The organism is Flavobacterium magnum, from assembly GCF_003055625.1.
GTDB lineage: Bacteria > Bacteroidota > Bacteroidia > Flavobacteriales > Flavobacteriaceae > Flavobacterium > Flavobacterium magnum.
Map to the genome: position 1 here is coordinate 1,814,698 of NZ_CP028811.1, position 18,904 is coordinate 1,833,601.

An 18,904-nucleotide genomic window follows, 5' to 3' on the forward strand; every position below is an offset into this window, starting at 1 on the left:
TCAGATTCACTGCCAATCCCTGATTGGTTGTAGTAAATTTGCGACATATCGATGAAACATACAGGGCAGAAGTAATATCCGAAGCATGGAGGGTATAAGTGCGCCGCGGGACGGATAATCATTACGGGCGCTGCGGGCGGACTTCCCTCAACGGTTCCAAAGTCGGCCCGGTCAGACGCTGCCGTCGGCTATGCGCTCAAGTACGGCCCGGGTAATGGGCTTGACCAGAAACACCCCGACATGCTCGTCGGCCTGCGACCTATGGATGTCCAGGTCGTCAATAGAGGAAGACAGCATGTACAGTGTGCGGCCTGTCCTTAGCCGTTCAGGCAATTGGGCATACCCCTCAATAAAATCAAATCCGGAGAGCTGCGGCATGTAGATATCAACAAAGATTACCTGTGGCAGCTTATCAGCATCGTGGCTGTGATAGGCCAGATATTCCAGCGCCTCCGCGGCACCTCTGCACTCTATAACATGGGAGGCAAAGCGGTTGCTGGTGATGGTGCGCGACGCGATGTACAGGTCCACCGCATTGTCGTCTATAATCATGACTTGTTTAAAGGCTGTTGTCATCTTAAAGGGGATTTTTATTTGACTGTCTGTTTGCATCCTAAAGTTTCATGAAACGCTGGAATTCTTCCTGCCTTCGCGTGGCTACGGGCACCGTAATGCCGTTGGCGAATTCGCAGAAGTAACCATCCTTTTTCACGATCTGCCGTATGTGGAGCAGGTTGACCACATACGAATGGTGCACCCTGAAGAAAAAGTTGTAGTCGAGGATCTTGCTGTATTCCCCGAGATTGCGGCTCGACATGATCTTGCGGCCGTCGGCGAGGTGGAACACCGTATATTTCCCCTCCGATTTGCAGAACAGTATATCCGACATCCGCAGCAGCTCAATCTTATCAAGCGATGATACCGCTACAAACCCTTTGGCCTCGTTCTTCGCCTCGGCGCTGACCTTTTCCACGTTCTGTTTCTGCATGGCACGCTCCATTTCGATACGGCGGATGACTTTGTACATTGACATCATCAGCAGGTTGAACTCAAGCGGCTTCATGATAAAGTCGACGGCATTGTGCCGGAACGCCTCGACCGCATCATGGGCTTCTGCTGACATCATAATGACTTTCGGCACAGCGAATCCCTGTTTGTCGAGCTGCATAAAAAACGCCGCAACATCGACCGAACCGTCCAGGAAGATCAGGTCAGGGCGCCTGGAGGCAATCGCCGAGATCCCTTCGGTCACATTCGCGGCTTCCGCAGCAATGTTCAGGATGACGGCATTCTCCTCCTCAAACTTCCTGAGCAAACCGATGCCTTCCGGATCTTCGGTGACAACTACAGCATAAATGGGCATTTGGGGCATGGTATATGATTTAGGTTAAGTGGGGGTGCAAAAATAACAGGGCGCGAAGTTTTGGAAGCAACGGGGTAACAACTGCAGCCCGTGCCGCACAACTGCCTTATGGGCGTCGCTGTCGTACACGCGACAGGAATTCAGCATCAAGCGGCTTGACGTGCAGCGCCACAATATTGGGGTCCTGATCAGCCATCATCAGGTCTTTCGGGTCGATGGTTGAAGAGACAATATACACATCGCACTGTGCCTTCAGCATCGCTGAAAAGCCGTCGTACACTTTCATAAAGTCAAAACCATTGATTTCGGGCATGTACACGTCAAGAAAGATGACATCCGGTAAGGCACCGGCATGCTGCTGGTTGTCATTCAGGAACTCGAGTGCTTCTGCAGGTTTTTCATAATCAATCACTTCGTTACAGAAATCATGCCTCGCCATGATCTTTTTCGCGATGTAACGGTCGATGTCGCTGTCATCCACGATCATGACCCTATGGATGGCTGTTGTCGGTGTCATATTCATGGTGTAAATTTTTTAAGATGATGGTGAAACAGGTGCCTTTTCCCTCCTCTGAGCTCACGTCTACGGTGCCCTGCATTTTCCCGACACTTTCGCGGACGATATACAGTCCGATACCCGACCCATTAGCGGTATTGGCCACGCGGTAAAACATGTCAAATATTTTCGGGATGTGCCTCGCACCGATACCCATACCATTGTCAGCCACCCTCAGCACAAGGCTGTTCGCACAGGTGCCTGCCGTGACGCGGATGAATTTATCCGTACCGTCCGTTTTGTGGTATTTGATAGCATTCGATATCAGGTTCTCAATGATAGTGGAGAAGCGCTGCCGGTCAGAATAGAATGGGACCGTTTCGGTAATGTCGGTTTCAAAGCGGATGGCTTCAGACTCTTTCGCGCCCGATAGCAGCCCAATCGCCTCGTCGACCGTCTGTTGCAACGGGATGTACGCGATACTGACCTCTGTCCGGTTATTTCGGGAATAGTTCAGGATGTTCCTGATGAAGTTATCCAGCCTCGTAATGCTGTTGCGGATCATGTTGATGTGAACGATTGTATCGGGCTCATTGCTCTCCGCTTCAATCAGCCCGGCGAGGCCAAGTACCGAGGTCAGTGGCGAGCGCAGGTCGTGTGATACGCTGTACACAAAGCGGTCCAGCTCATTATTGGTCTTGATCAGCGATTCGTTGTTCATAACCAATTGGTTTTCCACAAGCTTACGCGCTGTGATGTCCTGATGCGAAATGACAATCATGGTCTCGTCGTCCTCAAACTTCCTCACCAGCATCGAAAACCAGCGGTCCCCGGGTTTTGCCGTGCATTTGTATTCGTGATAGAAGTCCCGGATATTCCCGGAAAGGATGTCCATGATGTGCGCCAATACGGTTTCGGCATCTGCATTTCCTGCCGCCACGGCCTCTTGGCATGCCGTGAAATAATTGCTGCCTTCAGCGGTATGGCTCAGAAGTGTATCGGGGTCCTGCCGGGTGAAGCTGCGCCACGACTCATTGACGGTAATAATATCGCCCGAACTGTTGATTACTGCAATGTGTGCGCTGAGCGAGTCGAGGATGCCACGGCTGAACAGTTCGCTGCGGCGGAGCAAATGTTCGGTCCGGATCCGGTCCGTAATATTGCGTGAATGGCAGGCCGTACCGATGATGTCGCTGCCCGCACGGATCGGGTAAAACGATATTTCCGACCACAGGTCATTGGGCGACAGCGTGTGTTCGATAACCGAAAACACTTCCCCCGAAAAAGCACGGTCATAATATCCCTTGAATCGCTCCGCACGTCCTTTCCCGGCATTGCTTAATACATTCTCTCCCCGTTCAAAAGCAGTGCCGCGGACCTTTTTCACAAGCTCGTCAAACGGCGCGTTCGAAGTGATCAGCCTATAATCGCGGTCGAGGCTCCACATCAGGTCATTGGTGTTGTTGATCAGCGCGTCGAGGTTGCTGTTGTCAAAGTCATGCTTTTCCCGGGCTTCAACCGCCGGGGTGACATTCCTGAAGTTCGACACCATAGCCATTACCCCGGGCTCTTCGAGCAGGTTGGTTACCGTGCCCTCGCACCACAGCCAGTGTCCCTCACGGTGCCTGCGTCTTTGAAGGAAAAGATAGGATGCGCCCGGCTGTTCCAGTATTTTGTTGCATTTCTCGGTAAAGGCGGGAAGGTCATCGGGATGTATGAGGTCAAATAGGGACGTATGCAGGTACTCGTCGGGCCGGTATCCGAGCACTTTGGTAAATGCAGGGCTGCCGTATAATAACTCGCCTGAGCGCGTGGCGAGCGTCTTGATGTCCGAGCTTTTTTCAATCAGCGCACGGAACCGCCTTTCGTTGCGCTCGATAAGCAGTTCAGCTTCGCGGTGCTTACGCGCTTTCTCAAAATTTTCCATCGCAAATGAAATGTCTTCTGCCGCTTCTTCCAACAGTGCTATTTCCTCTGCATCAAAAAAATCGATGATGGGCGCGTGCAGCCCGATAATCCCCAGTACTTTTCCGAACCTTTTGATAGGAAGGAATATAGCCGAACGGATGCCGCAATCCAGCAGCCTGTCCTGCCAGGCCGCCATCATAGGATCGGCAGTAATGTCATTGATCGCCCAGTACCTCCCTGTTTCCATTACTTTGCCTATTGGTGTGTTGACGAGGTCAGGATGGTCTACCGGCAGGCGGAGTTCATGGATTTCGGGATACGGATCGTTTTCCGTGCCGGCCAGGCTGACGCGCCTGAGGTGTTTATTCTCTACCACTTTGACCCAGGCGAGGGTGAACTTTCCGATTTCGGCAGCAATCCTGCAGGTGTTGTCCAGCAATTCCTGCTCTTCTTCGACGTGCACGATATTCTGGTTAATGGCACTGTTGAATGCGTAAAGCCGATTTACCTTGATGAGCTTTTCGCGGTTTCGCATCTCTTCGGTGCGATTAAAAGACAGGATGAAAAGCCCCTCTGGTATGGGCTGGATGCTCAGTTCAAAATACGCTTCACTGCCGTCAGGAAAGACGAATTCCGTTTCATATTTTCGGGAGACCCTGTGCGTCATACAATGTTCGAGCACCTTAAATAACTCGGTCTGTTCGATACCGGGATATACGTCCAGCAGCGAGCGGCCAATCAGCTTTTCCTTGGTGTAGGTACTTGACGCGACCAGGGCATCATTGGCATACAGATAACGCCATTCAAAATTGTGGATCTGGGCGCCTTCAAGCATGTTATCGAGCGTATGCCTGAACCGCGATTCATTGGCAGCAAGTTCATCCTGCATCTGCTGCTGCTTCCTGACCTTATCGAAAATATCGAGCGCCCTTGAAATCTGGTCGGTAAGCTGATGTAGCAATGCGAGGTCCTCGTCAGTATACCTGATTTCGGTTGAATACAAATTCAATAGCCCCGCTACAACGCCTGCTTTGCGCAGGGGCAACAGAATGCAGGACCGGACGCCGTTTTTGGCTGCGTAGAACCGCCATGGCTCAAGGCCGGCCTCTTGCTGGATGTCTAAGGAAATATAATATTCGCCCGAATGTAAAATGTGTGAAAACTGGGGATTGGTGTGACTGAGGGCTTCAGTAAATAATGGAAGATCTTTCTCAGGGATGCCGCTTTGGTCCACCATTGTCAGGGTTTCGCTACCATCGTTATACATGCCAATCCATGCCATAGTGAAGTTACCAAAGCGCAGCGCAAGATGACAGCAGTCGTGAAACAGTTCCTTTTCGTCCGCGACGGTGGAAATATTACGGCTGATCTGGGTAAGGAACGCGTACAGGCCGTTTGCGCGTTTTAATTTGGCTTCGTATTCCTTGCGCGCCGTGATGTCGACGGAATAAATGCTGATGCCTTCCTCGCTGGGCTGTACGCGGATGTCATACCATGCGGTCTGGCCGTCGCTGTATGTAAAAAGATTTTCAAAACGTGACGCCATGCGTAGGTCCATCGCCAGCAACAGATTTTTAAATAGGGGCGTCTCATCGATTCCGGGAAATACAACGGTCATCTTCCTGCCAATCAGTTCTTCGCTGCGCTTCCCCGATTGCCGTATGGCTTCGTCGTTCATATAAACATACCGCCAGGATCGGTCGAGTGTCTGGATGCCCTCGGGCAGAACGTTTACAGATTCGGGATAGGAGGGCATAGCTTACTGAAATTGTTCGCAATGTATGTAAGCTGAGATGTTTTAACAAATGTTTATGTGCTTTAAATCAAAAAATGAGGTGAAATAGTGAAATTATGCGAAATAATATCATTATAGGAAGAAATATCTTACGTTAAATATGATATCGGTTTTGCGGATTGATTAAAATACAAACTTTATGGATTTAAGCATAACACCGCCTGTCATTTGAAATTTAATTTTGCTGTAAACTCAAACGGAAGATTATTATGAAAACGCCACACACATACAATGGGTTCGAAGAATTGGAACACCTGATGGTCAACGCTGCGACTACAGATGCGGCACACGAGGGTGATGTAGCTGCCCATACCCATGAAGACTGGGACGTCTTTTTTCCGGACACTGCATTTTAACAGCGTGATTCTTTTTAGCAATTGTTGAACGAGCCTCGTAGCAGGGCCAGGCGCTAACGTTCCTGGCTTTCATTGCCGGCAACCGGAAGCATCGTCTCAGGGATCTTTCCGTCGGCCAGCAGTTGCCTGCCCGCTTCTTCTGCTCTGAGATACTCTTCCTTTTTGGTCAGAGACGCATCACGGAATTTCTTGAAAAGGGTTTCGTGCTCGTAGATTTCCTTCCATTCAGCCGCATCGCTTTCCTTGGCAAACATCTTGGTAATAATCTTATGCGATGCCGTGTCATAATCGGGTCGGATGACCTGTGAAATCTCTGTGCTGATGTGTTCGGGCTGTGCCAGGCAAATGCCTGATAGCAATAAAAGGATTAAAGAAAAATTCGTTTTCATCGTGCTGCGGTTTTATTGGCAGCAGGTCAGTGCAGGTAGTTTGGTAGCGCCAAGTTACGAATAATATACACTCAATAGTGTTAAACTGAGCAACAGGGCATGATGAATGAGTAAATCGGATGCGCGGGCGAGTATGTCGGTGCTCCTAATGTCGGTATGCTTTGTCTGCTACACCTTTACAGTTTTCCATTTCCCCCGCTTAAACAGGATAAAACTCGCTATTGTAATGCCTGTCTCGGCAATGGGCAACGCCAAAAACACGCCGCGCGGCCCCATCCCGTAGTGCTTTGCCAGCACATAGGCGAGCGGAATCTGGAACAACCAGAATCCCACTAAGTTGACTAATGTAGGGGTCCAGGTGTCGCCGGCGCCGTTAAACGCATTGATCATCACCATACCGATGCCATAAAAGACATAACCACAGGCAATGATGCGCACTGCCTCGACAGCATAGTCCCGTACCAGCGGATCATTTGTAAAGGAATCAACAAGGAATCCGGCGCCCAGCAGCGAGACCAGCATCACTGCCAGCATATACATCACATTGTACTTCGCCGTCTTCAATACGGATTCTTCCGCGCGTGCAATCTCTTTGGCTCCGAGGTTCTGTCCTACCAGCGTCGCCGCCGCGTTGCTGAGGCCCCAGGCCGGCAGCAGGAAAAACATCATCAACCGCATGGCGGTCTGGTATCCGGCAGAACCATGGTCGCCGCCGGTCCTCGCCACAAGTTGCGCTAGGAAAATCCAGCTGCACGAGGCGATGACAAATTGCAATACGGCAGGCGAGGCAATCTTCACAATTGAACGGATAATGTCGGGACTGGGTTTGAAGTACGACAGCGCCACCTTAAGCGCACTGTTGCCGTTAAACAGGTGATAGAGCTGATAGGTCACCCCAATGCTGCGGCCCAGCGTAGTGGCTATTGCGGCGCCTGTAAGTCCGAATGCCGGGACAGGCCCCAGCCCATTGATGAATATCGGGCAAAGGATAATGTTACTCAGGTTAGCAATCCAAAGGCTTTTCATCGCAATTGCGGCATTGCCGGCGCCCCGGAAAATTCCGTTAATCAGGAAGAGTAACATGATGACGAGACTGCCGCCAATCATGATCCGGATGAACGGTGTGCCCTGTACGGCGGCTTCAGGACCTGCGCCCATGAGTTTGAGGATATCGGTACCGAAATACACGCCCAACCCGCTGATCACGACGTTAATAAGGATCGCAATAAGTATCGCCTGCATACCCGCACGCGCTGCTGCTTCGGGGTCCTTCTCTCCGATACGGCGCGCCACCACTGCGGTCGCCGCCATGCTGATCCCGATGGCCAGCGAATAGACAATCGTGAGTACCGATTCGGTGAGTCCAACGGTCTGAACGGCGAAGCTGCTGTTCTCCAGGTGCCCTACAAAATACAGGTCGACCAGAGCAAATACCGATTCCATGCACATTTCAAGCATCATCGGGATGGCGAGAAGGATGACCGAAAGCCGGATGCTGCCCGTCGTATAATCAATTGTTTCGCCTTTCAGCGATTTTTTTATCACAGAAAATATAGCGGTTATGGTCCCTGTGAGCGGTCTTTTTTGTTTCATCGGACAAATATATCTTTTTTATAAAAAAAACAGGCCCATGAAAATGAGCCTGCCGGTTTCTAAACCGATTGTATATTTAATTGTCCATATTCCCGCGGTCGATATGGTTGTCAGGGTGGCTGTTCGGATAGCGGTTGGTCGCTGTATCAGCATTCCGGTCCTTGTTTTCCACCTGCGATCGCATATCGCCATCGTAGGATTTGGTGTGGCCGCCGGCATGAGGACTGTCGTTTCTCTCATCGGCATCGCTGTTCCTCGCCCGTTTCACGTGGTGTTCGTTGCCCTGCTCGTCGGTTTCGGTTTCGTGTTTCAGCCTGGCCTCTGCGGGATTGTAATCTTCCGGCAGGTTTTCGGCGCTGAAACCTTCGTTGACTTCCTGTTCATTGTTCACTTTTTTATTGCCGAGGTCTTTGTCGTGGTTCATCGTTTAAATATTTAAGTAGTGGGTTTTCAATATGCTGTTCCCTATGAAATTACGATTATTAAAACCAAAAACGTCAGGGTTTAACATACATTTATATTTGGAGGCTTATCTTTATCGGACCAAAAGCGCAGTCGACACGATCTCAAAAAAGCACCGAAGTACCGCACCATGATCCACCACCATTACATCATCCATAAGCCCTACGGCTACCTGAGCCAGTTTATCTATGAGTTAAAACGGAAAAAGAAACTGCTGGGCGAATTGTATGATTTTGCCGAGGGAACAATGGCCATAGGCAGGCTGGACGAAGATTCTGAAGGGTTGCTGTTGCTTACGACCGACGGGATGATGAGCGAAACGGTACGCAGCCGAAAGGTCGAAAAGGAATACTATGCCCAGGTCGACGGACTCATAACACAGGCAGCTGTTGACGCGTTGCAGGCCGGAGTTGAAATTGGTTTCAATGGTAAGAAATACATTACCCGTAAATGCGAAGCCCGGCTGATTGATGCGCCCGATCTCCCGCCGCGCGGACAGAAAATACGCGATGCACGGCATGGTCCGACGAGCTGGGTATCCATTACCCTGAAAGAAGGGAAATTCCGACAGGTGCGCAAGATGACGGCTGCCGTCGGCTTCCCGACGCTCAGGCTGGTGCGGGTGCGTATCGGCAACATCCATCTGGGTGACATGCCTTCGGGAATGGTCGCTGAGGTCGATGGATTTTTGCTCTGACCCCGGTTTTCGGCGCTGGCAAACCTATCAAAAACTTACAACGGGCCTTGCACCGGATTTTCTGTTTGGCTGAAAACAGTGCAGCCGCTATATTTGCGGGCCAACCATAAAACCGTCATATATGAAATTGTTCAGGATTACACTCATCGCACTGCTTTTATCGGTCGCAGCCACTGCTCAGAAAAAGTCAGCTGCGATGGTCAGCAGCTGGATGACCAAGCCCGACCGTTCGATGTTGCTACAGCCCCGGCCGGCATTACGTTTTGAGAACGTCAGGCAAAAGATGCAGACCATTTACATAGACGAAACCAAAACCTTCCAGCAAATGGACGGTTTTGGATACTGCCTTACCGGCGGCAGCGCGCAGCTGATCAGCAAAATGGGCGAAAAGGAACAGCAGGCATTGCTCGATGAACTTTTTGGAGATCATGGCAACAGCATTTCTGTCAGCTACCTCCGCGTCAGCATCGGGGCGTCTGACCTTGATGACCACGTGTTCTCGTATGATGACCTCCCGGAAGGTGAAACCGATCCGGAGCTGGCAAAATTCAGCTTGCAGCATGATTACCGGACGGGGCTGATTCCGCTGTTGAAGAAAATCGTCGCCATCAATCCTACCATTAAAATTATGGGGTCTCCCTGGTCGGCACCCGTTTGGATGAAAACCAACGGAAAGGTGAAAGGTGGCAGCCTCAAGCCGGAATTTTACAAGACCTATGCGTATTACTTCGTGAACTACATCCAGGGCATGCAGAAAGCGGGCATTCCAATCGATGCTGTGACGGTCCAGAACGAGCCGCTGCATCCGGGCAATACGCCGAGCATGTACATGGAAGCCAGGGACCAGGCTGAATTTATCAAGAGCCACCTCGGGCCTGCCTTCAGGGAAGCCGGAATCAGGACGAAAATTGTGCTTTATGACCACAACTGCGACCGGCCTGATTACCCGATTTCAATCATGGATGATCCCGAAGCGAAGCAATACGTGGATGGTTCGGGATTTCACCTCTATGGTGGCGAAATCACGGCAATGACTGCGGTACATGACGCCCATCCGGACAAAAACCTGTATTTTACCGAGCAATGGAATGGCGGTCCGGAGAAGTTTGCTGAAGATTTGAAAAGCAATGTAGGCAACCTGGTCATCGCGGCAACTCGCAATTGGGCTAAAACGGTGCTGCAATGGAATCTCGCGGCTGACCCCCAGTACCGTCCGCATACCGATGACGGCGGCTGCACCTCCTGCCTTGGGGCGATTACAATCGATGGAAATCAGGTGACGCGTAATGTGGCTTATTATTCGATGGCCCACGCGGCGATGCTCGTTCCTGCGGGTTCACGCCGCATCGCAAGCAATGTTATCGGGGATTTGCAAAACGTGGCCTTCGTCACGCCTGACGGCAGGAAGGTTTTGATCGTGCTGAACAGTGGGCCGGCAACGCAGACCTTTTTTATAAAAGATAGTAAGCGGTGGGGAAAGGCGGTCACAGCGACCTTAGAGTCCGGTGCCGTCGCGAGTTATCTGTGGTAATCCCATCAGGATGCCTTCACCGATGGAAAACGGCATGGCATAAAAAAACCTGCCGAAGCAGGTCTTGGGAATATATGCGTTACACGGGTTAGTAGGCGCTGTCCGGCCGCTCAGTATAAGTCACTTCCACGGTGCCGGAAGTCAGGTGGGGATTGCCGGCAGCGTCCCTGAACGGGATATCGGCATGTGCCATGGTGATCGTCATGGTGTTCCCCGACATTCCGTTATCAGTTGCAAAAGCATATTTATCCACGACGTAACCGTCTTCGAGGTCAGATGTCGTCGTCAGTGAGTTTCCGGATCTCGTCCAGGTTCCTTTTACAATTCTTGCATCGCAAAATGAAGTGGTGCCATTGATGGCCACTGCATTCTCTTCGAGTATGTAGGTGCCGTCCCTGTTGATTGTCAGGCGGGAGTCATCATAACACCTTGTTTCGTCCATCAGGTCAGAAGAGCGGGTACCATTCCCATCATAATCGACAGGCATTTCCGTACGGAACGAGGTCAGGTTGTAAGTCCCGGTAATATCATTGTTGATGGTATCCCTTTCATCATCACAGGACAGGGCGAAACAGGCTGTAGCGGCCAGTAGAACAAATTTCATTTTTTTCATTTCTTTTTTCATTTATTGAATGGTCAAATGTACGCGTGCGTTGCGCGACACCATTACAACATTCCGTCCGAAGGTTATGAAGCGCTTCGGTAATCCTGCAACGTAAAGGGTCAATGTCATAACTTTTTTACAAACAGCAGCTCATTACTTTTCTGCTAATTCATTTCCGCCAGAGTTACCAACAGGCATTTGATAATTAATTGAAATGAAATCCAATTATCTGGTTATCTTTGCGCCAGTTTAACTTTTTCAACTTAAAATGAAGCCTGACACACAACAACTAAACAACTTATGCATCCAGGTTCGCAGGGATATCCTGCGTATGGTACATGCGGTAAACTCAGGCCATCCGGGCGGTTCGCTGGGCTGTACTGAATTTTTCATAGCACTGTACCAAAATCTGATGGACCGAAAAGACAGCTTTGACATGGATGGCATAGGGGAGGACCTGTTTTTCCTTTCAAACGGCCACATTTCGCCTGTTTTTTACAGCGTACTGGCGCGCAGCGGGTATTTCCCGGTGGCGGAACTGGCGACTTTCCGCCATATTGATTCCCGGCTCCAGGGGCACCCTACGACGCACGAAGGTTTGCCCGGCGTGCGCATAGCATCGGGATCGCTTGGACAGGGCATGTCAGTCGCAATCGGTGCCGCACAGGCAAAAAAACTCAACAACGACAAGCACATCGTCTACAGCCTGCACGGGGACGGCGAATTACAGGAAGGACAGAACTGGGAAGCGATCATGTATGCTTCCGCCAAAAAAGTGGACAACCTGATTGCTACTGTAGACCTGAATGGAAAGCAGATTGACGGTACCACCGATGAGGTACTCGCGATGGGAAGCGTAAGGGCTAAATTTGAAGCTTTCGACTGGGAAGTGCTTGAAATCACTGAAGGCAATAACGTGGAAGCGATCATCAGCGGGATGACAGAGGCCAAAGCAAAAACGGGCAAAGGAAAACCGGTTTGCGTGCTGCTGCATACAGAGATGGGTCACGGTGTCGATTACATGATGCATACGCACGCATGGCACGGAAAAGCCCCGAACGATGCGCAGCTTGAGGCGGCTTTAACGCAGAATTATTGTGACGGCGAAAGCGATTATTAATGCAGACTACAGTTATGAAAAAATACGAAAATACAGGCAGTAAGGATACCCGTTCCGGGTTTGGCGCTGGACTTACTGAATTAGGACAAAAAAATGAAAATGTCGTTGCGCTTTGCGCGGACCTTATCGGTTCGCTGAAGATGGACGACTTTAAGAAAAATCATCCGGAACGTTTTTTCCAGATCGGGATAGCAGAAGCCAATATGATCGGCATCGCTGCGGGATTGACCATAGGCGGAAAAATTCCCTTCACGGGAACTTTCGCTAATTTTTCTACGGGAAGGGTTTATGACCAGATCCGCCAATCCGTAGCCTATTCTGATAAGAATGTAAAAATCTGTGCGTCACACGCCGGATTGACCCTGGGTGAAGACGGTGCCACCCACCAGATCCTCGAAGACATCGGACTGATGAAGATGTTGCCGGGCATGACGGTAATCAACACCTGCGATTACAACCAGACTAAAGCGGCCACCCTGGCGATTGCTGAACATCATGGTCCGGTGTATCTCCGTTTCGGAAGGCCGGTAGTACCAAATTTTATGCCTGCCGACGAACCGTTTGAAATCGGCAAAGCCATCCTGCTTCAGGAAGGTTCCGATGTGACAATCGTCGCGACAGGGCATTTGGTGTGGGAAGCGTTGCTTGCCGCTGAGGCGCTCGATGCCAAAGGCATTTCCGCTGAAGTCATCAACATCCATACCATAAAGCCTTTAGATGAGGAAGCCATCCTGAAATCTTTGGCCAAGACCCAATGCATTGTAACGGCTGAAGAGCACAACATCCTGGGCGGACTCGGAGAGAGCGTGGCGCGCGTGCTGTCACTGCATCACCCGGCACCGCAGGAATTCGTGGCCGTACAAGATAGTTTCGGCGAAAGCGGAACCCCTGAGCAATTAATGGAAAAATACAAGCTAAACCACCAGGCGATTGCAGCGGCCGCCGAAAGAGTCATAGGCAGAAAAACGGGCAATTGATCATTGGCAGTTTGCCGACCCGAAATCATCATAAAAAAATCCCGCCTGAATGTAAAGGCGGGATTTTTTGTTTATCGCTTGTGATATTTTCCATTAATGACAGCTCGGATCCAAATGTTTTCTCAACCGTGTAGGTGAGGAAGTGTCACCGGCACAATTCGGTATGCCGGCCGGTTCGCTGAGTAAAGGATCGGCATTCGGGATTGGGTCAAATGGATATTTCCATGATGGTCCCGCCTCGCCCGCCGGTTTTCGGATTTCTTCCTTAGTATAATAACGATCGCCATCATCATCGGCATCAATGAAATCAGGCGCCGTGTCGCCATCGGTATCATCGTCGAAATAATCACCATTGTTGTTCAGGTCTTCATAAACCGACAGCACACCGTCCAGATCATGGTCACGACGCTTTACTGAATTCAGCCTGATGGTAAAAATCAATGGTGAGTAAGCCGGAATATTCGCCCTGGCCGTGTTGAAATACCCGAGGCCCGAAGGAAGGAATACCACACCCACACCTGCGTTGTTAAATGTGTAGGTGCCGTCGCCGTTATTGGTAACACTTTCCGCCGGATTGAGTTCTGTCAGGAACTGCCTGTACCCCGAAATCAAGCCACTTTCAGCCGTGGTCAGTACAGGGTAGGTTGACCAGATGCCGTTTTTGTTGCGGTCAAACTCCTCGTTGTCCAGCTTCCATCCGCGGTAACTTGTAAAAGTCGAATCGACCGTGGTGGGACGCGTGGCGCCACCGCCCTGATTCAGGATCAGGTAGTACATCTTGTAGGATACAGGATCCTCAGACCCGCCCGTAGTCAGGTTTGAGAGCCTAGCATCGTCCTTCACTATTTTGTCCTTGTGTAGCGGATACTCAGTATTGTCCCAGATTGAAACGTGCCCGTCGCCGGCAATAAGGGTATCGATCGTGATATCCTGCAGGCCGTCGATCGTAGTCACAGTCATGTAATGCGTTTTGAGGTAGGTCTCTATCGAATCGATGTCTGCGGCATATTGTTCAGCACGGTCCCGTGGCGGGGCGATGGTCACTCCATCATCGTTTTTATGGCAGGAAAATAAAGTCAGTGAGGCGGTCAGCGCAATAAAATAAAACTTAAATTTGCTCATTCTTGGATCGAATTTTGATGGCGCAAGATACAATATAGATTTATTTTTGTAACAAATTTAACTCCGTTTTTGTAAAAGATATGAGAATCGATAAATACCTGTGGTGTGTGCGATATTACAAGACACGGAATATGGTTACCGAGGCCTGCAAAAAGAACCAGGTTACGGTCAACGGTGCGCTGGCAAAGCCTTCAAAAGAGGTGTTTCCGGGCGATAAGATTACCTTCCGTAAAGAGCAGATCACCCATATTGTTTCAGTATTGGATATTCCGCCGAGCCGTGTAGGGGCTAAGCTCGCCGATATATACCGCAAAGACGAGACACCGCCGGAAGCTTTCGCACAACTCGAGATGATGAGGCTTTCCAAAGAACATTACCGCCGCACAGGCGACGGCCGCCCCACCAAAAAGGACCGCCGCGATCTAGAGGATTACGGACTTGAAAATGAAACTGATTTTTCGGACTAACTTACAGCCATATGAGCCAGAACATCATCCTGAACCATCAGGAAATCGAACACAAGATCCGCAGGATTGCATACCAGATATATGAAACGTTCGTTGACGAGCAGACTGTCATCGTTGCAGGCATTGCTGCTAACGGCATCATCTTCGCGGAGAAAATCAAGTCGGTCCTCGAAAACATCGCACCAATTGATGTACTGCTGTGCGAAGTGCATATCGACAAGCAACATCCGAACAATCCGGTAACGACATCGCTTCGTTCCGATCAATATCAGGACAAATGCCTGGTGCTGGTTGATGATGTGCTCAATTCAGGCACAACGCTGATTTACGGCGTACGCCATTTTCTGGATGTGCCGCTGAAAAAATTCAAGACTGCCGTACTGGTAGACAGGAATCATAAAAAATATCCCGTGAAAGCTGATTTCAAGGGGATTTCACTTTCGACCTCGCTGCTGGAGCATGTGAGTGTCGAATTTGCTACCGAGTCGGTAGCCTACTTAAGCTAGCAGTTCGAGGATTTCAGATGCCACCTGATCAGGTGTGCGCTGGTCGGTATTTACTTTGATGTCTGCCTGGTTGTAAAAATAGCTGCGTTCAAACAGGTGTGCAGCGATGTAGTCTGCCCGTTCCGATACCGGCACCGCAGCCATCAGCGGACGTTTCATCATTTCCGGCCGCAGCCTTTCCAATAACGTGCCCACGTTGGTTTTGAGGTAAATGGAGACCACCTCTTGGCGTTTGAGCAGTTCCATATTGTTGGCGTAACACGGGGTTCCGCCGCCAAGGCTTAGGATAAAGTCTTCAGGTTTTTGTAATTGCATGTCCAGTGCCTTGTGTTCGGCTTTGCGAAAGTAAATTTCACCCTTGTTTTCGAAAATAGCTGTGATGCTGGTTTGTGTACATTCTTCAATGACCTGATCCAGATCGAATGCAGGCATGCCCGTTTTTTGGGATAAAATTTTCCCCACAGTGGTTTTTCCCGAACCCATATAACCCAGCAAAATGATTTTTCCCATACAATAAATCCTTATAAACTAAGGTCTTAAGCGTAATTATCAAAAAAAGCCAAATTTAAAGGAAAATTGCTTTGAAAAATAAATAATAAGGCCTTATATTTGCACCCGCATTCAGGGAATGAAAAAATGACTCGATAGCTCAGTTGGTAGAGCACAACACTTTTAATGTTGGGGTCCTGGGTTCGAGCCCCAGTCGGGTCACAAAATGACTTAATTTCCTGAATCACAGACTCGATAGCTCAGTTGGTAGAGCACAACACTTTTAATGTTGGGGTCCTGGGTTCGAGCCCCAGTCGGGTCACTGAAGTCGGGCGGTTGCTTGGCTTTTTTTTTACGGCCACGTGGAGAAATTGGTAGACTCGCCATCTTGAGGGGGTGGTGTCGCAAGACGTGTCAGTTCGAATCTGATCGTGGTCACGAAAATACATTTGGAAAAGCGTCTGTTTCACGGGCGCTTTTTTTTTATGCAAAATTATTTTTCAGGCATTTCAAAGTGACGAACATTGGCAATATGTTGCCGTTGTAGCGGATAGTAACAAATTTTTGTTACTTTTGTTTAAACTCCTGAAGAAAATAATGAACAGTGCCCATGCCATCTTTAACATACGCGACCTGGAAAATATTTCAGGGATAAAGGCACATACCATCCGTATCTGGGAAAAGCGCTACAATATCCTGCAGCCCGAACGAACGGATACCAACATCAGGCTTTACACCATCGAGAATCTCAAACGCCTGCTGAACATTACGCTGTTGCACCACCACGGTTACAAGATTTCGAAGATTGCAACGTTCGATGAAGACAAGCTGAAGGTCATGATCGGGGATATCATTTCGCCAAAAACCGTGAGGCATCATGCCATCAGTGCTTTTAAAATGGCGATGCTTCAATTCGACCAGGATTATTTTCTTCAGACCTATAATGAGTTGCTTTCCGAGAAATCGTTCCGAGAGATATTTAATGATATTTTTATTCCGCTGCTCAATGAAATCGGGATGTTATGGCAAACGGAGACCGTCAGCGCCGTCCATGAACATTTTATCAGTTCGCTGCTGCGCCAGAAAATTTCAGCCAACATCGAAAAGGCACAGCGTGAAACGCCGACTTTAGGTGAGAGGACATTTGTATTTTATCTGCCGTTGCATGAGAATCACGAGCTCGGTTTACTTTATATGCATTACGAAGCAGTACTCAACGGCTGTAAAACCATTTATCTGGGGCCCGGTATACAAATCGATGACCTCGACAGGCTGGGGCCGCACATTGCAAATCCTGTATTTGTGACGTACTTTACGCTGGATCCTGAAAGGGACACGCTGCAGGCTTACTTCTCAGAATTCGGCAGTAAATTGCTTGACGGTACGACGTCCGAGCTTTGGGTCGGGGGCAGCCAGGTTGTCGATGTGCCTGATCAACAGTATCATAAGTCCATTTCCATTATCCATTCATTTACAGATTACATCCGCAAGTTATAATATTTCGAGAACGGCGCTTATTTTGTTTATCAATTTACTATATTTGTTAAACATATGAGAAAGACAATTGCTGTTATCGGGTCCGGGTTTTCATCACTTGCTGCTGCGTGCTATTTGGCAAAAGCAGGGCATTCAGTGACCGTCTACGAAAAAAATGCCACCATCGGCGGCCGTGCGCGGCAGTTGAAAAAGGACGGATTCACGTTTGATATGGGACCCAGCTGGTACTGGATGCCGGATATTTTCGAGCGATTCTTCGCCGATTTCGGAAAGAAGCCATCAGATTTTTATGATCTTGTTAAATTGTCGCCCGCCTACCGGGTGTATTTCGGTCCAAAGGATTTTGTTGAAATTGCGGATAACTTTGAAGCGATTCGCCGTACTTTCGAGGCAATAGAGCCGGGAAGCGGAGCAAAACTGGCGGATTTTATCGGCAAAGCGAAAAGTAATTACACCATAGCGATGACCGATCTCGTTTACAGGCCAGGGAATTCGCCGCTGGAATTGATTACGGGGGAAACGATACTGAATCTAGGCCAATTCTTTTCCAACATTAGCAGCGACATCCGTAAAAAATTCGACAATCCGAAACTGGTCAGCATACTTGAATTTCCGGTACTTTTTTTAGGGGCCAAACCTTCAGACACCCCATCATTTTATAGTTTCATGAATTATGCCGATTTTGGTATGGGTACCTGGCATCCTAAAACAGGAATGTTCGACGTCGTTGCGGCAATCCAACAGCTGGCTGAAGGACTCGGCGTTGTTTTTCAAACCTCGAGCAATATTGAGAAAATTACGGTTCAAAACAACAGCGCAACGCAACTGACCATCAATGGGAAATATGTACCGGCAGATGTGGTACTGAGTGGTGCTGATTACCATCACACCGAGACACTACTTGACAAGCCTTTCCGGCAGTATTCAGAGCGATATTGGGACAAGAGGATTTTCGCTCCGTCCGCATTGCTTTTTTATGTCGGCCTGAGTGAAAAAGTGGACGGCATCAGCCACCACGCCTTGTTTTTCGATACCGATTTTGACAAACACGCGAAGTCTATTTACGATACGCCCGAATGGCCTGAGGCGCCGCTTTTTTATTCCAGTTTCCCTTCGAAAACGGACCCGTCCGCTGCGCCTGAAGGCATGGAAAGTGCCGTGTTCCTGATTCCGCTCGCGCCGGGAATAGAAGACACCCCCGAATTGAGAAGCAAGTATTTTGAAATGATTATGGACCGTTTTGAGGCGATGACGGGCAGTGATTTGAGAAAAAACATTATATTTAAACAGGATTATTGTGTCAACGATTTTGTCAATGACTACAATTCCTATAAAGGCAATGCCTACGGGCTGGCCAACACCTTGTTGCAGACCGCCTTCCTGAGACCAAAACTGAAAAGCCGTAAAATCCGTAATTTGTATTTTACGGGTCAGCTGACCGTGCCGGGGCCGGGTGTGCCGCCGGCATTGATTTCCGGCAAACTTGCCGCGGGACTGATACAAAATGACATTACCAAAACAACCTGACCACT

The 18,904-nt window shown here is 49.4% G+C and carries 19 protein-coding genes and 3 tRNA genes; 12 read left to right on the forward strand and 10 right to left on the reverse strand.

Going from position 1 to position 18,904, the window contains the following annotated elements; translation table 11 throughout:
- Positions 1-171: 171 nt before the first annotated feature.
- From HYN48_RS07370 to HYN48_RS07385, 4 genes are all read right to left on the reverse strand, one after another.
- Positions 172-576 (reverse strand): response regulator, encoded by a 405-nt coding sequence (locus HYN48_RS07370; RefSeq protein WP_181248432.1) that lies wholly within the window; start codon positions 574-576, stop codon positions 172-174.
- 37 nt (positions 577-613) lie between these two features.
- Positions 614-1,372, reverse strand: coding sequence for a LytR/AlgR family response regulator transcription factor (locus tag HYN48_RS07375; protein ID WP_108370498.1), 759 nt, complete (start codon positions 1,370-1,372; stop codon positions 614-616).
- A 97-nt stretch (positions 1,373-1,469) separates the two neighbouring features.
- Positions 1,470-1,886, reverse strand: coding sequence for a response regulator (locus HYN48_RS07380; RefSeq protein WP_108370499.1), 417 nt, complete (start codon positions 1,884-1,886; stop codon positions 1,470-1,472).
- Positions 1,855-5,523, reverse strand: a complete 3,669-nt coding sequence (locus HYN48_RS07385; protein ID WP_108370500.1) for a PAS domain S-box protein — start codon at positions 5,521-5,523, stop codon at positions 1,855-1,857. Before HYN48_RS07385 ends, HYN48_RS07380 begins: the two co-directional genes overlap by 32 nt.
- A 248-nt stretch (positions 5,524-5,771) precedes the next feature.
- On the opposite strand from HYN48_RS07385, the gene HYN48_RS15280 reads away from it, so the two are divergent.
- Positions 5,772-5,918: a hypothetical protein gene (locus tag HYN48_RS15280; RefSeq protein WP_181248433.1), complete on the forward strand. Its 147-nt coding sequence runs from the start codon at positions 5,772-5,774 to the stop codon at positions 5,916-5,918.
- A 53-nt stretch (positions 5,919-5,971) separates the two neighbouring features.
- Here HYN48_RS15280 and HYN48_RS07390 read toward each other — a convergent pair whose 3' ends face one another.
- The 3 genes from HYN48_RS07390 to HYN48_RS07400 form a co-directional block, all read right to left on the reverse strand.
- Positions 5,972-6,307: a hypothetical protein gene (locus tag HYN48_RS07390; protein ID WP_108370501.1), complete on the reverse strand. Its 336-nt coding sequence runs from the start codon at positions 6,305-6,307 to the stop codon at positions 5,972-5,974.
- Positions 6,308-6,475: 168 nt separating this feature from the next.
- Entirely contained in the window at positions 6,476-7,900 is a 1,425-nt protein-coding gene (locus HYN48_RS07395) for an MATE family efflux transporter (RefSeq protein WP_108370502.1), read from the reverse strand.
- A 76-nt stretch (positions 7,901-7,976) separates the two neighbouring features.
- Positions 7,977-8,324, reverse strand: coding sequence for a hypothetical protein (locus HYN48_RS07400; protein WP_108370503.1), 348 nt, complete (start codon positions 8,322-8,324; stop codon positions 7,977-7,979).
- Positions 8,325-8,495: 171 nt separating this feature from the next.
- Between HYN48_RS07400 and HYN48_RS07405 the strand changes: the two genes are divergently transcribed.
- Both HYN48_RS07405 and HYN48_RS07410 read left to right on the forward strand, forming a co-directional pair.
- The gene (locus tag HYN48_RS07405) at positions 8,496-9,059 is read left to right on the forward strand and encodes a pseudouridine synthase (RefSeq protein ID WP_181248548.1); all 564 of its coding nucleotides are present in this window, start codon (positions 8,496-8,498) and stop codon (positions 9,057-9,059) included.
- A 121-nt stretch (positions 9,060-9,180) separates the two neighbouring features.
- Positions 9,181-10,590, forward strand: a complete 1,410-nt coding sequence (locus tag HYN48_RS07410) for a glycoside hydrolase family 30 protein (RefSeq protein ID WP_108370505.1) — start codon at positions 9,181-9,183, stop codon at positions 10,588-10,590.
- Between the two features lie 88 nt (positions 10,591-10,678).
- Here the strand turns inward: HYN48_RS07410 and HYN48_RS07415 are convergent, their stop codons facing one another.
- Positions 10,679-11,194, reverse strand: coding sequence for a lipocalin family protein (locus HYN48_RS07415; RefSeq protein WP_181248434.1), 516 nt, complete (start codon positions 11,192-11,194; stop codon positions 10,679-10,681).
- 268 nt (positions 11,195-11,462) lie between these two features.
- Here HYN48_RS07415 and HYN48_RS07420 point away from each other — a divergent pair, with 268 nt between their 5' ends.
- Entirely contained in the window at positions 11,463-12,314 is an 852-nt protein-coding gene (locus tag HYN48_RS07420; protein ID WP_108370507.1) for a transketolase, read from the forward strand.
- Between the two features lie 14 nt (positions 12,315-12,328).
- Positions 12,329-13,291: a transketolase family protein gene (locus HYN48_RS07425; protein WP_108373467.1), complete on the forward strand. Its 963-nt coding sequence runs from the start codon at positions 12,329-12,331 to the stop codon at positions 13,289-13,291.
- A gap of 93 nt (positions 13,292-13,384) precedes the next feature.
- On the opposite strand, the gene HYN48_RS07430 is transcribed toward HYN48_RS07425, so the two are convergent.
- Positions 13,385-14,413: an FKBP-type peptidyl-prolyl cis-trans isomerase gene (locus tag HYN48_RS07430; RefSeq protein ID WP_108370508.1), complete on the reverse strand. Its 1,029-nt coding sequence runs from the start codon at positions 14,411-14,413 to the stop codon at positions 13,385-13,387.
- A gap of 80 nt (positions 14,414-14,493) precedes the next feature.
- Between HYN48_RS07430 and HYN48_RS07435 the strand changes: the two genes are divergently transcribed.
- Positions 14,494-14,880, forward strand: coding sequence for an RNA-binding S4 domain-containing protein (locus HYN48_RS07435; protein WP_108370509.1), 387 nt, complete (start codon positions 14,494-14,496; stop codon positions 14,878-14,880).
- 11 nt (positions 14,881-14,891) lie between these two features.
- On the forward strand, positions 14,892-15,386 hold the full coding sequence (locus tag HYN48_RS07440) for a phosphoribosyltransferase domain-containing protein (RefSeq protein WP_108370510.1): 495 nt from the start codon (positions 14,892-14,894) through the stop codon (positions 15,384-15,386).
- On the opposite strand, the gene HYN48_RS07445 is transcribed toward HYN48_RS07440, so the two are convergent.
- Entirely contained in the window at positions 15,378-15,896 is a 519-nt protein-coding gene (locus tag HYN48_RS07445) for a shikimate kinase (protein ID WP_108370511.1), read from the reverse strand. The genes HYN48_RS07440 and HYN48_RS07445 overlap by 9 nt on opposite strands.
- A gap of 128 nt (positions 15,897-16,024) precedes the next feature.
- Between HYN48_RS07445 and HYN48_RS07450 the strand changes: the two genes are divergently transcribed.
- The 5 genes from HYN48_RS07450 to HYN48_RS07470 all read left to right on the forward strand — a co-directional run bounded on the left by HYN48_RS07450 (position 16,025) and on the right by HYN48_RS07470 (position 18,899).
- A tRNA-Lys gene (locus HYN48_RS07450) sits at positions 16,025-16,097 on the forward strand.
- A 27-nt stretch (positions 16,098-16,124) separates the two neighbouring features.
- Positions 16,125-16,197: transfer RNA gene (locus HYN48_RS07455), tRNA-Lys, on the forward strand.
- Positions 16,198-16,231: 34 nt separating this feature from the next.
- Positions 16,232-16,313, forward strand: a tRNA-Leu gene (locus HYN48_RS07460).
- A 159-nt stretch (positions 16,314-16,472) separates the two neighbouring features.
- A complete protein-coding gene (locus HYN48_RS07465) occupies positions 16,473-17,372 on the forward strand; it encodes a MerR family transcriptional regulator (RefSeq protein ID WP_108370512.1) in 900 nt (299 codons plus the stop codon).
- A 54-nt stretch (positions 17,373-17,426) separates the two neighbouring features.
- Positions 17,427-18,899: a phytoene desaturase family protein gene (locus tag HYN48_RS07470; protein ID WP_108370513.1), complete on the forward strand. Its 1,473-nt coding sequence runs from the start codon at positions 17,427-17,429 to the stop codon at positions 18,897-18,899.
- Positions 18,900-18,904: the final 5 nt, after the last annotated feature.